The following is an 18,662-nucleotide window of genomic DNA, read 5'->3' on the forward strand; positions in this document are numbered from 1 at the left end:
GGCCCGCGCTCCCTCGATGAGTTGAGATGACAGATGACAACTGCCCGACCATGCAGGAAGCTATGCTGTCGATCTAACGTGACGACCACAAATGGGGAGTGCCTCGCCAGTGTGCCACAATCGTGGCAGAGCAAGTCGCGAGAACTGGTGAGGGATTAACCAATGACCCGACGTAAAAGAGCGGCGCTGCCGCCGGTAGAGACATCTGAGCAACTCCAAGCGCGCCTGCGGGCCTATGCACTCGCAACGCGTGAAAGCGCGATGAAGCCACGCAAGGTCCCGTTTCCCGAGCACGTCACGGTGCTGGCCGGGCCCCTCAGGCGCGTGCGCGCTCGACCCAGCGGGTCTGGCGATGATCAGGCTGGCGAACCCGATGCCGGTTGAACGTCGATTTTCCCGTCGCTCAATGTCGAGCAGCTAACCCGCCAACGATGCTCAGACACGACGGCAGGTTCTCGGCCTTATGCGACGCTTTCCATAAGGCCGAGAAGCCGGCAGACGCCTCCCTGCCCGACCGAATCTGCCGCTCCCGTCAAGAGGCGGTTTCGTTCAACGGGTGTTATCGCCGCTGCGCCTGCCACCTCTTCCTCGCACCGCAACCGCTACGAGGGCCGTTGAGGTCTCCGTGCCATGGTCGCTGCTGGTATAGGTCCATGCCGTCCAATGGCCAGCGTCGAAGCCTGTACCATTTGGTGACCGCACGGCACAGAGAACCGGGGGGTTCCCTGTCGTTCGCGGATTTTCCATAAAAGAAATTAGCAACATATGTGGTCAGTTTGAAAGTGTTGCATGAAAGCGCACCGAGTCAGCAACCTGACACACAGCGAATGGTAAATTTGGCCGTTGCGTATTCGTCGCGAGCGGCCCGTGTTTCGTCAACTCAACAGCAACCTTGTGCCTGCAGCACTTCGTGGCCCGGTGTTGGTCGATCAATATGGCCTGCCGCGGTACTGGGCTGCGATCTGGTCGGCGACGTCGATAGCACAGCTGGCCGGTTCAACCCTCACGCAGAAGCTTCGGTACGTTGAAAACCTGTATCAGCATGCGGACAACCTGATTGGCACCGGCGCACTTGATGATGCGCTGAGTGGATTTGACGACGAAGCACTGGCGGCGATTCTCGAATCGTGGTTCATCTCGATCCGCAATCAGCCGGCGGTAACCAGTGCGGACGAAAATCGCTGGCAGACTGGCCTCGGGTTTGTAACCGACGTCATCACCTGGCTTTCCAGCGCCGGGAGCGCCGATGATCGGCTCAGGCACATAGAACAGCGATTGCACCGGCTGTCGTCGCTTTACAGCCAATTGCACGTTCGCAGGCGCGCTGCAGTGGACGCGGTCCGATCGCTTCCAGCGAGTACCGTCGAAGCGCTGTACGCCGTGCTTGATCCGGAATGCCCGCAAAATCCGTTTCTACGCATGAAAACGCGTTGGCGTGTCTACGTCGCATTTGTGCTGATGTTGCATCAGGGGCTGCGGCGCGGCGAGGTTCTGCTGCTTCCTGCGGACGCAGTGAAAAGCGCCTACGACCAGAAGCAGAAAAGGACTCGATACTGGCTCAACGTTCAGGAAAACGAGTATGAAGATGACGATGGTGACCCTCGGTATTCGAAACCTTCGATCAAAACCGTGCACTCCGTCCGTCAGGTGCCCGTCAGTCAGCTAACGGCCACCATAGTAGAGACCTATGTAGGAAACTATCGCGGGCGGCCCGATCACCCGTTCCTGCTGAATGCTCAATCCAATATGCCGCTCGCCACCGAAACGCTGACAAAGGCGTTTGCCCAGGTGTCGCGTTGCCTGCCGTCTGACGTATTAAATGAGCTGCAGGATCGGACTGGTAAGGAATCCATAACACCACACAGTCTACGCCACACGTGTGTGGTCGTTCGACTTCATCAGTTGCTCGAGCAAGGCGATTCAATGGACGAGGCACTGCAGAAAATGCGGACCTTCTTCGGCTGGTCAAGTAAATCGGTCATGCCTTCGCGCTACGCCCGTGCCGTATTCGAGGATCGGCTTGCGAATGTCTGGAACGACGCCTTTGATGATCGGGTTGCGGTCCTGCGCGCCCTTCCAAAGGGGCGTTGACATGAGCGGATCGCAGATGCCGAGCGAACTGTTTCGCTCTCTGGACGCGGCGCAGGACGACCCTATTGAGAAGGTACTGGCTGCCCTGCCCATTCTGCCTCCTGTCATCCGCTACTACGATGATTTCGATGACTGTGTGAGATCAATATCCGATCCCGAAGACTCCGGTTCCTTCGAATACGTGTACGACGGCGCGAAAGGGGCATTTGACTTTGCCCGGTTTGGAACGACCTACGGGTTACTTCTGAAACACGTCTTCGCATTTGTGCTCGGCGAGGACTTCAGCATATCCACGGGTCTTCATACTGTAACCGGTGGCTTGCATATCAGTCGCGATGAGATGGCGTCGGTGCTGAGCGCAACGCCAACCGGAATTCTCCGGCAGTGGATGATCCTGCGCTCGCGGGACCTGCCTATGACGGCCTATTCGTGTGTCAAGACGGTTCTCCGCATGCTATGTCGCCATCGGTTGAACGGCTGGTCCGAATCGTATCTGGAGTTCCTGAGCGGGCTCCCGTGGCCTGCACGGGACGCCCATGCAGGCGTTCGATCTGGAGACGTGTTTCTCTCGGTCGAAGAGGAAGCGTGCATTGTTCGCTACCTGGACAGCATTGCCGATCAGGTTGCCACGGAATCCGGAAACGCAGCGGGAGCGTTACCTTCTGCATTGGACGAGGCAGCCATGGTGCTGTGTGCCTACCAGTTTGGCATGCGCCCCGTTCAGATCGCGAAACTGCAAATGCGCAATGTCCGTATCTGGCACGACGTATCCGAATCCATGCCAGCAGTACATCTTACCTTCCACATGGCCAAGCAGAAAAGTGAGTCCAGCAGGAGGCCTTTGACTCGCAAGGTCAAGCGTGAATGGGCTCCCATCTTCGCTTCCTTGTACGCAATACGACAGGCCGAAAGGACGCCCGGTTCAGCCCGCTTCTTTGTGGTCGAATCTGCCAAGGATGCCGGAAGCCGGATTGCCAGCGTCGTGAGGAAGCTGATTGGCTCAAACGATCGCGGTACGCCTACGGACCTTCGTCACACGGCTGCCCAGCGACTCGTCGACGCCGGCGCGAGCCACGAAGAACTGGCCGAGTTTCTGGGTCATTCGCATATACAGACGGGGCTGGTGTACTACGCGACCTCTGCCACCCACGCGGAACGGCTCAACCGGGCGCTCGGTGCGTCGGATATATACCGACGCGTGGCGAAAATTGCCCACGACCGGTTCATCTCCCCGGAGGAGCTCACCCAACTCAAGGGTGACCAGCAGATCGCTGGTGTCCCTCACGGCGTTCCAATTGCAGGTATCGGTGGATGTTCTTCGGGACAGCCTGCCTGCCCGTATAACCCCATAACGTCGTGCTACGGCTGCAGGAAGTTCATGCCCCTGCATGACAAGACGATGCATGAGCGCGTGCTGGCCGAGATGCGCGAAGTGGTGATCTTCTTCGACCAGAGTTCTCGCGGCGACATCCGGTCGCCGGCATATCTGCAATTGCAGCGCACGATCGCTGACATACAGGCGGTCATCGAGGAACTGGAAGGCGACACCCGATGAATTCACACTACTCTGCGTTCATCGACCTGGGCAAAACGCTGGCCCATGACAAAGGCCTGTCATGGGACATGCCTCTCGACGAAACGGGCGCTGCATGCGACGGCGTTGGCTGGAACCTTACCATCGTTGCCGGCGACGTACCACCGCCGAGCCATTACCTGCGAGACCTGGGCGCTGATGCGAAGGCACTGGCGATCGTCAATGCGGAGCGCGCCGAGCGCGGACTGGCACCGCTGCACAGACGGCCGCTGTCTGACGCATGGCAGGATCTGGTCAAGGCGGCCGTCGCCGAGCAGCTGCTGTTCAGGCGTAACACAACCGGATATGTGACGCAGTGCATCGCGCGGCCCCTGAGGGTCATCGCAACGTGTGTGGACAGGCAGCCGTGGGCGCTGACCGTCGATGACCTTCACGTTGCCATCCGGATCGGCAAGGCTGTCCAGGCAACCGGAAAACTGGGGGACCTGGTAGCAGGCATCGTCAAGGTCGTGTTCGACGCGCAGCACCTCTGCGATGCGGGTCCGCTGTACTCGTCGCTTGCCGTTTCGCGGATGAAGGGCAAAAGCGCGATCAGGGCGAAACATACCTGGTCGCGGGAGAAGTTGCGCGCGGACCTGGAGGCGCGCAAGCGCGACGAACGGCTACCCGAACGCAGGGCGTTCTGGGAACTGGCCCGGATCGTGATGACCGAGAAGCCGCGCTCGTTCATGGACGATCTGCGGTTCGCCGCCGTGCGCACCTTGATCGTGACTGGCATGCGTGCGGGCGAAGCTGCCCTGTTGCCGGTCGACTGGAAGTGCGAGCGGACGTATCTGGACTCAAAGGGTCGGCCTGCCGGCGAAGCCGGTGGCATCTCGACGTCACTGATGGTGCGGCACTTCGCGGAAAAGCAGCAGGACGACGAGGCGGACAGCCGCATCCTGCGTGAAAGTACGCAGCCTGTTCCCGACATGTTCCGCGCACTGCTGACTGGGACGCTTGACCACGTGGCCAGGATCACGGAACCGCTGCGCGCGACGCTGAAGCTGCAATGCGAAACGGGGCGTCTGCTTCCGTGGTACCCGGCCGATAGCCTCGTGCCTGTCACCGAAATCTATACGCGATTGATGGGTAATCCGTTCTGGCTGGATATCGAGCAGGAACCGTTCATCGAACGCTACCGTGACGGTTTCGATCCGGCGCTACTCGTTGAGTTGCATGACTATCAGCTGGAACGACGCCGCAGTGGTGACCTCAAGCTCAACATGGCCATCTATCAGTTCGGAAATCGTCTGGTCAAGGCGATGCGCGAAGGCAAGACTGGCATGCGCTTCCGCCACGCGAACGGCTCTCCCGTTAGCCTTCCTGAACGTATGGAATGGCACGCGACGCATCTGCACGTTGGAGAGCTCGAAGAGCATATCCGGCTCAAAACGCCAACGAAGGTGTCGGACACCACCCCATTGCCGCTTGCGGTCGGTGTCGTCCAGCCATGGGAGCTTCTGTTCGTGCAGCCCAAGCGTTCGCTCGCCGAGGAGCGCAACGATGGCCTGTGCGATGTGACGCGTTACATGGCGGTGAGCCGCCCGGACCCTGAATTTATCTATGACGGCCTGCTAGACGATGGTGCCGTGCCAAATCTGTTCGCAAAGTATGGTGAAACAGACGACGACCGCGCGCTCAAGATCGAGTCACACATGCTGCGTCATCTGCAAAACACCGAGCTGTTCCGGCTGGGCGTCGCCGACACGATCATCTCGAAGCGCTTCAACCGGCGCAGCGTTGCACAAAGTTACGAGTACGATCATCGCAGCCTCGCCGAGGAACTGGACCAGATCGAGCTCCCGCAGGACATCGAGATCATGCTCGGTGCAAAAGCCGGCACGGTTGCCAGGCTCATCAAGGGTGGCAAGGCCAATGGCCCGATTGTGGATGCGTTCCGGCGTATCCAGGCAACAGAGGGGGATGCTACCGCGTATGAGTACCTTCGTGCCGAAGCCGGCGGTTTCCATGCCACACCGTATGGGCATTGCCTCAATTCGTTTACGGTCGATCCCTGTCCTAAACATCTCGAGTGCTTCGCAGGCTGTCGCCACCTGTCGGCCACCGATCTGCCCGAGAACCGGCAGAACCTGATCCGGCTCGAGGGCAAGTTCAAGCTTGCGCTCGAGTCGATCAAGGCCAGACCATCGACGAGCATCGGCTGGCAGAACCAGCTTGACCACGCAGAGAAGCGGCTGGCCGGCGTACAGAAGCTTCTTGCAATACCAGCGGGCGAACATCCCTTCCCGGATGGCGTTGACCTGTCACTGCCCCGGCAACGTGGCGTACTTGATGACTGAACCTACCAAGACCACACCGTCCAGCGACGACGACCAGATGCGCGAGATTCTCGAAACGCTGCTGGCAGAGGATGAAGACATCACGGCGCGCGCCGTTGCACGATCGCATCCGTCCATCAAGGCAGCATCGTCGATCACCCGCAGCGAGTCGCGCAGCAGGCTGCTTGCTGAATATCAGCAACGGCAGGCCGACTACCGGCGCTGGCGCGTCCGTGTTGCCAGGCGCTCGGGTGCAGATATCGCAGCATCGCTTGCCGACAACAATATCCGGATTGCAGAACTCGAAGCCGCTGTGCAACTGTTGACCGCTTCGCACCTTGCCATGCTGCGCGCCGTCGGCGAACTTGGTGGCTTCAGCAAGTGGGCGAAATTCTATGAACATCACCGGGAAGGCCGCAACAAGCTGGCAGAACTCGGCGCCATACCGGCCACACCGGTCTCGGCCATGCCGGCAGAGCGAGATGGGAAGATCAAACGCTAGTGCTTACCGGATCCTCCCGGCTACGAAATGACCGGGCTTCGCAGCGGAAGCTGCATTCCTCCCGAAAGGAGCTCAGATGTCCTATTGCCACTTCTTCCAGACCCTGCACGATGAGACACACCCGGTTGGCAACCTCGGCCGTGGCACCCACTACTCCGTGCTGCGTGCGCCGGTCTGGCACGACGAGTTGCTCAACCGGATCGAGCGGTGCGCGTTTCTCGACTTCGCCGTTATCTGGGATGAAGACCACGATGATCGCGTGATCGACGCGGTCATGGTGCTTTACATCGGCGGCCTGCTTCCCCCTGTACGGTATATCGGAGAAAGAAAAGGTGTACTGACTGTGCTTCTGGCACCCGATGTTGCGCGGAACTGGGAAACGGAGAGACTGGAACAGTATCGCGACGACATTAACGACATCTGCCAGTGCCTTGAGGACCCGTGGACCGCGCAGGTCGATAGCGCCGATGGTCAGGACCATTCGATCATCCACGCATCACGCGCAGACGTCGCCGTCTATCTCAAAAATATCGACGTGCTGTGGCGCCTCGGCGTGAACCCCAAGACGCGAGTCGGCTAGTGGGCCGCCGGGCGCGCGACAACGGGGCGGCAAGAGAGCGATCTTAGTGAAATCCTGTTGCGTCAAACCGCAACAAAAGTCGGGGCCGCCTGCGCGCAACAGGCTACACCCCAAAAAGTGAATATCCTGTGGATAACTCGGCCGCCTTACCCGTTGAAATATAAAGAAAATCTGAAAATCCGAAAAACTAAAAACCGACGCAACAGCAAGCCATATATACCAAGATTCAACCGAACTGGTAGGTTTGGAGGTGTTGCGCTTTTCGGGCATCCGGCGACGGCAGTTCAAGGCTCCCAGCCGGATTCTGCGCAACAGAAACGGCCAGGCCAGCGACGCAACGGTTCCTGCTGGTTTTTCCCTGCAAAACATCACTCAGGCGTCAATAAACGATGGCATTGGCTATTACCTGTCTCGCGCAACGCCTCGCCGTAGGTGCCAAGAATCAACCTTTGAACGATGGTGCTTTTTGTATATCAGAGACGCGTCGCGACAGTCACCGTCAGCCAACGGGCGGTTACCGGATCACGAAGTCGTTCACGGTCAGTCGCAGCGGTTCGTCGGGCCGCGCAAGTAACTTTCTTTGTGCGACAGCGACGATGCGGTTGCGACCGCTTTCGAATGTCTTGAGTGTGCGTGTCGCGTCGGCGTCCGGCGGCAGCCAGAAGTGTTCTTCGAGTGCGTCACGTGCAACCGCGGCTTCGACCTCGCGCCCTCGGATCAGCAGCATGAAAACCACATCACGTCCGTCCGGCGAGACGGCGGGCGCGCGATCAAGAACTTCCATCAAGCACCTCGACGATATTATTGACGGCCTTTGACTTGTATTGCGCCGCGCAGCAATTAATTTACCAGAAGTTGGAAGCAGGACGATCGTCAATGAGACAACGATTCCACCTCACGTGGTATCCGCTATTGATCGCCACACGACGTACCTACTCATTAATTTTTTCAGGCGGCCACGGGTTGTAGGTGGTTTCGTGTCTTGTGGTGTACGTAGTTGGGACAGATGGTTGGTTGCGTATTCGACATCAACGCACCTCCGTATGGTGAGCTTTTCCGGGAGTCAACGTGAGCCACGATCTGGCGCATGGGTCGGCACCGCAGCGTGAAAACACCAATAAGGATGAGCGGGATTCAGCAGACAGAGGACTATTTTAACTATATAGATAACTAAAAACCGATCACTTTAATTATGTACACCTCAGGAATCCTATTTATATTTCGGCGCAGAAATCGACTCACCAGAGTCTCGACTAAGGCGATGTTGAAATCGGCGAGACGCTCTTCTCCGCCAGAAAACACCTCAGCTGGCGCTCGGCATCCTGCACCTCGTGAAGCCGCGCCTTTGCAAGCTGGGCATCATACAAGGTCAGCAACGCTTCGAAGTCGCCAATTACGTCAGCCGCAAGTCTCCATTCGCCAGTCGCGTGAGCGTGATCTCAACGGCAATTTCGGCGATCTTGAACTGCTCGACGGGCAGGCTGCCGTAGCCGCGCAGCCAAATGCCGGTGCGTCCGTCAACAATAAGGAGGATATCGGCGGGCGAATACCGGCGCGGCTGCGGCAATTCCCCTCTCTCCGTCGAATACACAATCGCTGAATGCACACCTCATCAAGCCATGGCTGCAGTGCGGACGCCAGCGCCAGGATGGCACTGCGACTATGAGCGAGCCGAAGCGCAGGTGACCGCGTGAGCATCCGGTCTTGATGACAATGACCATTCAACGTGTCCCGCTGGACTAGGCGTTCTCGATCCGACGAACCACTGCATCAGCGAACTCGCGCGTTGACGCAGCCCCTTTCAGGTCGCGCGTACAGATCTGGTCCGCGTTCAGTGTTTCAGTGACTGCAGCCCGCAATCGTTGGGCGAGATCACCTTTGCCAACATGGTCAAGCATCAACCCTGACGCAAGTAACAAGGAGATGGGATTGGCTACGCCCTTACCGGCGATGTCCGGCGCCGATCCATGCACAGCTTCAAATATCGCAGTGTCATTGCCGTAGTTCGCACCGGGAGCCATGCCAAGTCCGCCGACAAGACCCGCTAACTGGTCCGAGAGAATATCCCCGAACAGATTGGTACACAGCAGCATATCGAACTGCCACGGGTTCATCACCAGTTGCATGGCACACGCGTCGACGATCATGTCATTCATTTCCACACGGCCTGCGTACTCCCGCGCCACGTCTCTCGCGGCCTCCAGGAACAAACCGGTGAGTGCCTTCAGGATGTTGGCTTTATGGACAACGGTGATCTTCTTTCGTCCATGCTTCAAGGCGTATTCAAAAGCGAATCTGGTGATTCGCGTGCAGGCATCGCGTGTGTTGACGCCTGTCGCGACCGCAACCGCTTTCGGGTCGTTGCCGACAGGCACATAGTACTCATGTGCAACATAGAACCCGCCCAGGTTCTCGCGTACGAGCACGAGGTCGATCTTGTCGTAGCGACCGGGCACGATGGTACGTACGGGCCTGACGTTGGCAAAAAGCTGAAATTCTTCCCGAAGCCGAACGTTGGAAGAACGGAATCCCTCACCGATCGGAGTCGTCAATGGACCTTTGAGGGCAAGCCTGTTCCTGCGAACACTATCGAGTGTCGCGACTGGTAGCGGGTCGCCACTGTGGGTGACCCCGGCGACCCCGGCATGCTGCACGTCCCAAACGAATGGTGCCCCTAAGGCGTCAAGAATGTGAGCCGTGGCGTCAACCACTTCCGGCCCAATTCCGTCGCCGGGGATCAGCGTTGCGGGAATTTGTTGTCTCGTCGAACTTTCCATGACTTTTCTTCCAGATCTAGATGGTGGCGGGCCGCCAGGATTGGCGATGATGGTCGTCACAACTGATGCGACGGAGTGAGTCCCGGGCATGAACCAGAATCAGTATTTCACTATCGTAGTACGCATGAATCAGGCGAGGTCAATCCGCATGTCTGACCGTGCACATAAGAGTGGCTTGTGCTGCAACCGCGTCCTCCACTTCAGCGCGCGCCGTGAACTTCCAGATGCCACGCATGTGGCGCTGGAACGAGACCGTCAGGATGAGTTGGTCACCCGGCTCGACCACCCGCTTGAAGCGCGCATCGTCGATACCAACGAAAAGATATTGCGTGCTGGCCGGATCGTGCGACTCTTCCGAGAAGGTTAGCAACGCCGCTGCCTGCGCCAGCGCTTCGAGGACCAGCACGCCCGGCATCACAGGGCGTTTCGGGAAGTGACCCGTGAAGTACGGCTCGTTGATGGACACGTTCTTCAGCGCCTTGATGCGCTTGTGCGGTTCGAGTTCGAGGACCCGATCGACAAGCAGGAACGGATAACGATGTGGCAGCTGCGTCAGGATCCTGTGAATGTCGAGATTGATCTTGTCGGTGCTCATGGTATTTCGTCGCAAGTCGTTCATTGCGTGGTGATGCCTATCGATGCCGGTTTCCGTGGATGGGCGGGCCCAATGCCCTCCACCGGCGTGCCCCGGTTGACTTGCAGCTGCGACGCAGCGATGCTTCGTCGCCAGCCGTCGATCGCCACTCGTAGTCCCCATGAGGCTCCGCCTGCATACAAAGCACACTGTAGGGACGCCTGTCGCCCCTGGTTTCTACTCCTCGTCCATGAACGACTTCAATCGCCCGGACCGGGCCGGGTGCCGCAGCTTGCGCAGCGCCTTGGCTTCAATCTGGCGGATTCGCTCACGCGTCACCTCAAACTGTTGTCCGAGTTCTTCCAGTGTGTGATCCCTGCCGCTCTCAATGCCGAAACGCAGACGCAGAATCTTCCCTTCACGCGGCGTCAACGTTGTGAGCGCCTCGCTGACGGCATCGCGCATGCTGGCGTGGAGCGCGGCATCGTCGGGCAAAATGGCTGCTGGATCCTCGATCAGGTCGCCAACGGACGTGTCGTCGTTTTCCCCAACGGACGCATCCAGGGAAACCGGCTCCCTGACGATCCGCAGCATGGCCCGAACCTTGTTTTCCTGCATCGCCATTCGCTCCGCCAGCACGGCGGCGTCGGGTTCCCGGCCGGTCTCCTGCAGGATCTGGCGCGAGATCCGTTTCAGTTTGTTGATCGACTCGATCATGTGAACCGGGACCCGGATGGTGCGCGCCTGATCCGCGACCGACCGGCTGATGCCCTGCCGGATCCACCAGGTCGCATAGGTGGAGAACTTGTAGCCACGACGGTATTCAAACTTGTCAACAGCCCGCATCAGGCCGATATTGCCTTCCTGTATCAGATCGAGAAACAGCAGGCCGCGGTTCACGTACCGCTTCGCGATCGAAATCACCAGTCGAAGGTTCGCTTCGATCATTTCGCCTTTCGCGCGCAGCGTTTTCGCTTCACTTGCAGTCATTGCGCGACAGACCTCCCTGAAGTCATCGAGCGGCAGCACGACCCGCTTTTGCAAAGCAAGCAGCTTTTCCTGTTCCAGCTGGATCGCAGGAAGGTTTCGCTCCAGCACGCCGCTGAACGGGTGCCCTGCTGTGAGGAGTTGTTGCTGCCACGCCGGGTTGGTCTCGTTGCCCCGGAAATGCGCGACAAACATCTCACGAGGCACACCACACCTGTCAACCGCGATCCGCGCGATTTCGCGCTCGATGGTCCGGACCCCGTCAGCGGATACCCGCAACGCGCTGGTCAGACGCTCAATCGTGCGCGCCGTAAAGCGGATCGTCATCAGTTCGGTCTCGATCGCTGCCTGTGCGGCGCGATAACGCCCCGATCCGTAACCCTCCGTTTCGTACGCATCCCGCAATTGCTCGAACCAGTCGGCTACCGTAGTCAGCTTCGCCAGCGCATCACGCTTCAGAGTTTCGCTCTGCAGATTGGTCGACGCGGCTTCTGCACCGTCGTCATCTTCGGCTCCCTGGTTCTCGTCGAAGACCGGATCGCCGTCGACGCTTTCCTCCGCGACGGCAACAATGTCATCCATTTCCACTGCAGCGGGGTCGATCATCCCATCGACGAACTCTTCAATAGCCGTTTCACCGCTGGCAACAGCGTCAGCGATCGCCAGTATCTCCGCAATCGTTGTCGGACACGAAGAGATGACTCGAATCATGTCGTTGCGGCCCTCTTCGATGCGCTGCGCAAGTGCTATCTCCCCCTGGCGGGTGAGGAGTTCAGTGGCACCCATCTCGCGCATGTACATGCGCACGGGATCGGTGGTGCGGCCAAACTCGGCGTCCACGCTCGAGATGGCCGCCACGGCCTCTTCCTCGACCTGCTCATCAGACGAACCCGCGACCGCATGATCGTGCATCACCATGGACTCGACGTCCGGTGCCTGCTCGAATACGGCGATGCCCATGTCGCTGAAGGCTCTGATCACGTTTTCGATCGCATCAGGTTGCGCCAGGCGCTCAGGCAGGCAATCGCTGATTTCCCTACGAATGACGAAACCGCGCTCATTTCCGAGCTTGATCAGCGCGCGCAGGCCCGAACGGCCGTCGTTTTCTCCAGCGGACTCATCCGGAAGCGCGGCACCGGTGTCGTACACAAGTGCGTTTGCGTTCATCCGGCGTAAACCGGTCCGCGGTGGAACGGTTCCGGCCGCATCGGCCGTGCGTGGACGACCCGTGGCTGCAATACTGGCAGGTCCATTATTCACGTTGATGTTGTCCGGCACCACGTCCAGTGTCTGCTTCTTCACTGCATTCTTCGTCACGCGGTCGCTCCTTTGAATATGACGCCCGGGTTAGCTCGCGGCACGTGCGGTAGCCTTCGCGAGGTGATGAACCATCTCAGAGGCGCGCACCATGCGCCCCGATCAGCTGGACAAGTTCAGATACCGAAATTTCATACCGGACCTCCTGTTCGGGACCCGTCGCATGATGATCGCTGTACCGCTCCTCGATCTCGACGAGCACGACGGTTCTGCCATCGGGTGATGCCTGCAGCCATGACGTCGCGATGCGCCTGGTGACCATCAGGACTGACCGTACCGTGATGCAGGCGCAGACGCCCAAGGCCGTAGTTGCGTGGAGCTGAATTCATCTGAGCTTTCCCTTGATCCAGTCGGTGGTTCAGCCTTGCCGGGCCGCGACAGGCACGCGCGTGGTGCCGCCAAATCTGGCTTGGCCGCCACGTGCGCCTTCGACATGTCGCAAAGGCCTTTTCCGCCGACTGCTGCACTATAGGACGCGGGCTTCCGGATTTATTCCCGTATCCGTCCCGGCATCGTCTTCCCGCATGCGCGTGTCCGACTGCGAACGAGCCAGGCAACTTCATGCAGGCATTGATGTGGATGAGTCTCAAAAGTCGCCTTGTTCGCTGGATCGATCAACACCGTGACCTCGACGCGCCTGGACGTCAGGCATACGAGGAGCGTATGCCATGATAATATCATTATCATCATCCACCGCCTGCCTGTGCACACGTTTATGCCGGAAGGGAGCTAGTCGTCCCGTCGCAGGTTAATGACCCCCGGGGGGCAGGACGTTCATTTCTGCACGGACTGGAACCAGAGGGAAAATACGGGCCGCCAGTCAACCCGAAGATGCAGCGGTCATCGCACGCGGTGGGCGAACCGAAGAACCGAACAGTAACCTCGTGTAGACCACGCCATGGATCACTCTTACGCGTCGTTCGACGCCTATATGAAGTTTCTTGCCGGGCCATCCGCAGACGGTGCGCCGGTGGTGCTGGAAACCGAGCACGCGCTTTCGCTGCATTTCGATCTGCTGGCCACGCAGAGTTTCATGTCCCGGCGTGACCCTGACAGGCTGGCGCTCGGCTACACCCGGACCATGATGGGATTCCTGCTGCTGCAGCCAGTGCCCACCAGAATTTCTATGATCGGTTTAGGCGGTGGATCGCTGGCCAAGTACTGCTACCGGCATCTTCCGGATACAAGGATAGTGGCCATCGAGATCGATCCCGCGGTGATCGCGTTGCGCGACACATTTCACATTCCGCCCGATGATGAGCGACTCGAAGTAATCTGCGCGGACGGGGCGGAATACGTCAGCAGCAACGATGCGCGCCCAGACGTGATTCTGGTGGATGGTTTTCTGGCTCACGGCATGCCCGCACAACTGGGCAACGCTGCCTTTTACTCGGCTTGCGACGCGCGGCTTGCCGACGGTGGTGTGCTGGTCGCAAATTTCGTCGTCGATGATCCGCATATTCCATACTACCTGGAAGAGGCGCGTTCAGTGTTCGGTGAGTCGCTTTCCATTTTCATGGCCGAGGACAGTTGCAACTACACGCTGTTCGCCTGGAAAGGCGCGCCGGGCCTTCCCTCCCGGGATAAGCTCCTCGCGCGTGCAGGCGCCCTGGCCGCGACACATCCGCTGAACCTGCGCGGGGCCGCGCGCCGTTTGAAGCAAGGCGTGGGGCTCGCTTCGGACTGGGCATTCAGACAGAAGCTGACCGGCTGACAGACGCCTGATCCGTGCGACCGCAACGGAAGCGCTGCTTGACACACCCACTAAAATGCAGCCACGCGCGACGGTCGATACAGGCACCGCATGCAAAGGCCCCTGGGAGATATGACATTCAAGGTGCCGGGAACCGGGATGGGCAAGGCAACATCGGTGTGTTGAATGCCAGGGCTATGCCGCACCGCCGCTAGTGCCCCTGCTCAGGGTCGCCACGCATCGGGCGTAGACGACGATCACCCGCGGTGATGCGAAGTTGATCTGCATGTCGCGGGTGAAGTACCAGGATACGTCCAGTTGGCCGCGCACGATGTCGCCCGCCTTCACAAGTTGTTGCGCGAGATCCGCCGCCATTCGACTCAATTCAACCCGCAGGCGCCAGCCGGCATGATGATCGTGGCGACGCAGCCAGATCCTCGTGCTCTCAACAAGGTGATCGGGCTGCAGCCACGCTCCGGTAGTACGGAAGGCAAATATCTCGGATAGCGTGAGAAAGCACAGCAACTCGGCGTTCGTCTCAAGCCGGTGCATCCTCCGACCTGTCATATTGTTGCGTCCGCGGCGGTCGGACATCGCCACGTTACGTGCATCGTGCTATCTTGCCGATGCGTGGTGAAGTAGCCTGCCCAGGAGACCTGTGGTGCTGTGGAACCAGGGGCCAGCGCGATGCCTGCTCGGGAACACATCGCTGATCTGGCGCAGGCGTACCTCAGGCGGTTTTCCGGCGCGGACGCGCGCCAATTGCGCTTTTGGTCCGGTAGCTGACGCCATGCTGATCGAGGTAGTCGCGGATCAATTGCCGCACGACCTGGGAGGGCGTCAGGTCCTGCGCCGCGCACAGCTTTTCGAACGCTTCCTTCTTCACAGGATCGATCAGAATCGTGAGTCGAGCGCTTTTCGTTTCCATGACGGGGGCGAAGTCCAATTATGTTAATTAAATTATAATACATCGTGTGGCCCGATGTCATCTTCGTGGCGCCAGAATCACACGGTGGCCGGCGATTCCCCCATGCGCAGCCGACGACCAGCCATTCAACGGCTGGAAAGCCAACAGCGTACAACGCGCGGCGACGGTGCGCTAAATCTCCGCCCTGGCACGCAGAAAATCCTGTCCAGCCCGGGTAATCGACACACCGCCTCGCCCATTCGCGGGGACGGATACCAACCCGGCGTTACGCAGTTCCTGAGCGACCGACCAGTTTAATGTGGGTGCATCGCGGCCGTATCGCTGCTGGGCGAGACGCTCAAGCGCCCAGATGGCTGCATGGGTCAAGGTGCTGCAGTCGTTGTTGCTTTCCGCTGTCATCTTCCATCCTCGGGAATGCGCCTGCTCAAACAGGTCGCGAATGTGCAGGGGTTGCTATCCACCAGCGACAGACGCATCCGCTCAGCACGTTTGCTCATATCGATGCCAGTTAAATTTTTTGCCGTACTCGATGCGCGTGGCCGTCGCATGGAGATTCACCGTATGCGTGGGTCCGAGTGCGCGCGCCCGGTCGAGCATCGCTGCGAAAGACGGAAGCTCATCCTCTCCTGTCCACGCAAAAACAGTGACGTTGTGTTCACTGCCTTCGGACGGCGCCAGCGTCACCGCGTTCGCGAAGACTGCCCTGAGCGAGCGCAGGTAGCGGTGGAAGTCCGGTTCGTCGGTCACCAGATTGGCCACCAGGACGCCGTCATCGCTCAACCGGCGGCGACAGGCTTCATAAAACGTCCTGCTACCCAGTTCTGCGGGCAGGCCATCGGCGTTGAACCCATCGACCAGCAGCACGTCGGGCCGGTGATCCGGAACCGTGACGTACTGCGCCCCGTCGGCGCAAACCACCCTGAAGCGCTCACTGTCCCGCGGCACATGGAACCGGTCTCGCAGCGCGATCACCTGGGGATCGATTTCGACGACGGATATCACAGTGTCGGGCAAATGACGATAGCAGTATTTCGCCAGCGAGCCGCCACCCAGACCAATCATCGAAATGCGCCGCGGGAACGGCTGGAACAGCAGGAAGCCCATCATGGTGCGCGTATAGCCCAGCGCAAGGGCGTACGGATCGCGTCGCAACATGGTGCTCTGCACCCCGCGCGCATCAAAGTACAGTGAAACGACCTGGTCATTCTCTATGACCACCGGCCTGTTCGCTTTCCTCTTTCTTTTCATGTGCGTGATCAAAAGATTCCGATGCAGGGGCAATCGGCGGGCGTGGGCCACACCCCCTTGCAGCGGTCCGTCAAGAGGATTCCTGCGTATGCAGCATGGCCGAGAGCGATTCAAGCGCTGCGGTCTCATCAGGACCGGTTGCCAGGATGTGCAACTGCGTGCCTGGCTTTGCCCGCAGGGACATCACCGACATGACATCCTTGGCATTGACGGACCGGCCGTTCGCCATGCAGATGATGTCGCTCGCGAACCGGGATGCGTGAACGGCAAGCCTCGCTGACCCGTGTCCGTTCAAACCCCACGGGTCGCCCACCTGAACCAATGCCTCGACCAATCCTCTCCCCTATGCATAAACCGTAACTCAAGCCCGCACCCACCGTGCGCGTTCAGTGCATCAAACCTGCCATGACCCGGGCAAAGAAAGCCCGCAGCAGCGGGTCCCACTTTTCATTCCCCAAAGCGATTTCGGCCGTGTCGAGCCGCCTCATTTCCCGGTCGAGGTAGGCGGTGCGAAGCGACCTTGGGTGTGGCGGCCCGACAAAAAACTGACCATCGTCGTCCAGAAGCAGAAATGGCTTCTGCCTGTAGCGAGCCCCGAGCAGTGAGGTCGCATCCAGGACATGGCGGGCTGATTCCTTCTGATAGACAAAAATGACGTTGACCCCGCATTCTTCCAGGCGGTCGCAGATATCCGAAAAACGGTAAAGCATCTGGAATCCGCGTTCGCCCGCCCGGCCCACGCCGACGACGATCAGTCCGCGACGACCCATCACGTCCCGCAGATACAGGTGCGTGTAGTCGTGGGACAGCAGCGGAACACTTGCATCAATCACGTCGACCTCCCTGCCGCGCGCAGGCATACACCTCGTTTCGCGCAAGCCCGGCCTGCAACGTGACCAACAAGATTCCTGCCCAAGCCTGCTATATTATTAGCATTTCAGGATAAGTCAATGATAATAGCATTATCATGATTTAGGGACGTCCATTCCGAGGAAAGAACCAGGCTGTTCGCCGGTTCTTCGATGCGCACGTACGTGTGCTTCGAGAGCGTTTCCGCATCGAGGGTCGACGTGGCTCCTGAACGGGCGGGTGCACCCTGCACTGCCGGGATCGGGGAGCGGCAGCCACCGCAAAGGCGCCGATAACGTAACCGGCGCTGACCCGGAACCCGTCTCGCGACCTGTGCCCGGCGCCTAGCGGTCGAGTCGATAGACCCGCGCGCGCAGGTCGTCAACGAGGGGCACGATGGCCAGCACAATCAGCACGCCCGCAAGCGGTACCGTCGAGGCGTAGCCGATGTGCTTGAATCCCATCGCACCGGTAAAGCCACCGACGGCGAACATGGCCAGCATCGTCCCGTGAACTTTCAGCCTCGCCCGATTCGCCAGTACGAAGGGTGCGCCGGAATCGGTCCTCGCGGAATTCCAGTAAAAGAGCTTGCCCAGTTCGATGCCGATGTCCGTCACGATTCCGGTCATGTGGGTGGTACGGATTTCTGCACCGGACAGTTTGGTGATCATGGCGTTCTGCAGACCCATGATGAAGCACAGGAGCATAACCGTCGCTGGTACGAACAGCGTATCCCACAGCGCCAGATGGCTACCGAGCAGCCCGAAACAGAGAAGCAGGACAGCCTCGATCAGCAACGGCGACGCGTACTGGCTGTGGAGGCGCCGGCGTCGCCCCCAGTTGACGAGCACGGCGGAACAGGCGGCGCCCAGCAGGAACGAAATCAGCGATCCGGCGCCGGCCAGAACCAGTGAGAGGTCGCCCAGCGCCACCTGGTCGGCAATCGAGGACACTACGCCGCTCATATGGGACGTGTACTGCTTCACCGCCAGGAAGCCGCCGGCGTTAGTAGCGCCAGCCACGAACGCAAGCGAGAAACCAAGCTGCCTGTTGGCCTCGGTGCTGCGATCCCTTCCCGTCAGGGTCCGGAAATAGTGTGCTGGCATCAGGTATTGACTCGTGTGTTCGCGCGTCCCAACCGCGCTTCGGCGCAGACAAGGACCGGCGCAGCAAGCTGGCTGCCTGAAATTCCACGAGCAGGATGAACGCCCGCATTCCCGATGCCCCGAACGAATACGACACGTACTCCGCGCCTGTCGAC

The 18,662-nt window shown here is 59.5% G+C and carries 18 protein-coding genes; 6 read left to right on the forward strand and 12 right to left on the reverse strand.

Translation table 11 applies throughout. The features are described from left to right. The first annotated feature begins 867 nt into the window (after nt 1–867). The 5 genes from M0D67_RS22685 (at nt 868) to M0D67_RS22705 (ending at nt 7,028) form a co-directional block, all read left to right on the forward strand. The gene (locus tag M0D67_RS22685) at nt 868–2,091 is read left to right on the forward strand and encodes a site-specific integrase (RefSeq protein ID WP_266239718.1); all 1,224 of its coding nucleotides are present in this window, start codon (nt 868–870) and stop codon (nt 2,089–2,091) included. Between the two features lies 1 nt (nt 2,092). Beyond that, nucleotides 2,093–3,646, forward strand: coding sequence for a site-specific integrase (locus M0D67_RS22690; protein WP_266239719.1), 1,554 nt, complete (start codon nt 2,093–2,095; stop codon nt 3,644–3,646). Then, on the forward strand, nt 3,643–5,967 hold the full coding sequence (locus M0D67_RS22695; protein ID WP_266239720.1) for a hypothetical protein: 2,325 nt from the start codon (nt 3,643–3,645) through the stop codon (nt 5,965–5,967). Before M0D67_RS22690 ends, M0D67_RS22695 begins: the two co-directional genes overlap by 4 nt. Then, nucleotides 5,960–6,448: a hypothetical protein gene (locus tag M0D67_RS22700; RefSeq protein WP_062643618.1), complete on the forward strand. Its 489-nt coding sequence runs from the start codon at nt 5,960–5,962 to the stop codon at nt 6,446–6,448. The genes M0D67_RS22695 and M0D67_RS22700 overlap by 8 nt, the downstream gene beginning before the upstream one ends. Before the next feature lie 76 nt (nt 6,449–6,524). Then, a complete protein-coding gene (locus M0D67_RS22705) occupies nt 6,525–7,028 on the forward strand; it encodes a hypothetical protein (RefSeq protein ID WP_266239721.1) in 504 nt (167 codons plus the stop codon). Nucleotides 7,029–7,542: 514 nt separating this feature from the next. Here the strand turns inward: M0D67_RS22705 and M0D67_RS22710 are convergent. From M0D67_RS22710 to rpoD, 5 genes are all read right to left on the reverse strand, one after another. Next, entirely contained in the window at nt 7,543–7,812 is a 270-nt protein-coding gene (locus M0D67_RS22710) for a DUF1488 family protein (RefSeq protein WP_266239722.1), read from the reverse strand. Nucleotides 7,813–8,421: 609 nt separating this feature from the next. Then, complete coding sequence (locus M0D67_RS22715; RefSeq protein WP_266239724.1) at nt 8,422–8,595, reverse strand: hypothetical protein; 174 nt, start codon at nt 8,593–8,595, stop codon at nt 8,422–8,424. Between the two features lie 172 nt (nt 8,596–8,767). Then, nucleotides 8,768–9,805 carry an isocitrate/isopropylmalate dehydrogenase family protein gene (locus tag M0D67_RS22720; protein WP_266239725.1) on the reverse strand — a complete coding sequence of 346 codons (1,038 nt, stop codon included), beginning with the start codon at nt 9,803–9,805 and terminating at the stop codon, nt 8,768–8,770. A gap of 139 nt (nt 9,806–9,944) precedes the next feature. Continuing rightward, nucleotides 9,945–10,400, reverse strand: coding sequence for a 3-hydroxyacyl-ACP dehydratase FabZ (gene fabZ, locus M0D67_RS22725; protein ID WP_266239726.1), 456 nt, complete (start codon nt 10,398–10,400; stop codon nt 9,945–9,947). A 216-nt stretch (nt 10,401–10,616) separates the two neighbouring features. Next, on the reverse strand, nt 10,617–12,533 hold the full coding sequence (rpoD, locus tag M0D67_RS22730; RefSeq protein WP_266239751.1) for an RNA polymerase sigma factor RpoD: 1,917 nt from the start codon (nt 12,531–12,533) through the stop codon (nt 10,617–10,619). 1,048 nt (nt 12,534–13,581) lie between these two features. Here rpoD and M0D67_RS22735 point away from each other — a divergent pair. Next, nucleotides 13,582–14,397, forward strand: coding sequence for a fused MFS/spermidine synthase (locus M0D67_RS22735; protein ID WP_266239727.1), 816 nt, complete (start codon nt 13,582–13,584; stop codon nt 14,395–14,397). Nucleotides 14,398–14,571: 174 nt separating this feature from the next. On the opposite strand, the gene M0D67_RS22740 is transcribed toward M0D67_RS22735, so the two are convergent. The 7 genes from M0D67_RS22740 to M0D67_RS22770 form a co-directional block, all read right to left on the reverse strand. Then, nucleotides 14,572–14,976 carry a hypothetical protein gene (locus M0D67_RS22740; RefSeq protein WP_266239728.1) on the reverse strand — a complete coding sequence of 135 codons (405 nt, stop codon included), beginning with the start codon at nt 14,974–14,976 and terminating at the stop codon, nt 14,572–14,574. A gap of 130 nt (nt 14,977–15,106) precedes the next feature. Then, the gene (locus M0D67_RS22745) at nt 15,107–15,304 is read right to left on the reverse strand and encodes a ribbon-helix-helix protein, CopG family (protein ID WP_011493367.1); all 198 of its coding nucleotides are present in this window, start codon (nt 15,302–15,304) and stop codon (nt 15,107–15,109) included. Between the two features lie 171 nt (nt 15,305–15,475). Next, on the reverse strand, nt 15,476–15,703 hold the full coding sequence (locus M0D67_RS22750; protein WP_266239729.1) for a hypothetical protein: 228 nt from the start codon (nt 15,701–15,703) through the stop codon (nt 15,476–15,478). Nucleotides 15,704–15,784: 81 nt separating this feature from the next. Then, nucleotides 15,785–16,552, reverse strand: coding sequence for a fused MFS/spermidine synthase (locus M0D67_RS22755; protein ID WP_266239730.1), 768 nt, complete (start codon nt 16,550–16,552; stop codon nt 15,785–15,787). A 70-nt stretch (nt 16,553–16,622) separates the two neighbouring features. After that, a complete protein-coding gene (locus M0D67_RS22760; RefSeq protein ID WP_323138170.1) occupies nt 16,623–16,874 on the reverse strand; it encodes an HPr family phosphocarrier protein in 252 nt (83 codons plus the stop codon). A gap of 64 nt (nt 16,875–16,938) precedes the next feature. Continuing rightward, a complete protein-coding gene (locus M0D67_RS22765) occupies nt 16,939–17,385 on the reverse strand; it encodes a hypothetical protein (protein ID WP_174825274.1) in 447 nt (148 codons plus the stop codon). A 360-nt stretch (nt 17,386–17,745) separates the two neighbouring features. Next, on the reverse strand, nt 17,746–18,507 hold the full coding sequence (locus M0D67_RS22770; RefSeq protein WP_266239731.1) for a YoaK family protein: 762 nt from the start codon (nt 18,505–18,507) through the stop codon (nt 17,746–17,748). Nucleotides 18,508–18,662 lie beyond the last annotated feature (155 nt).

The organism is Paraburkholderia sp. SECH4 (assembly GCF_030511745.1).
Classification (GTDB): Bacteria; Pseudomonadota; Gammaproteobacteria; order Burkholderiales; family Burkholderiaceae; genus Paraburkholderia; species Paraburkholderia madseniana.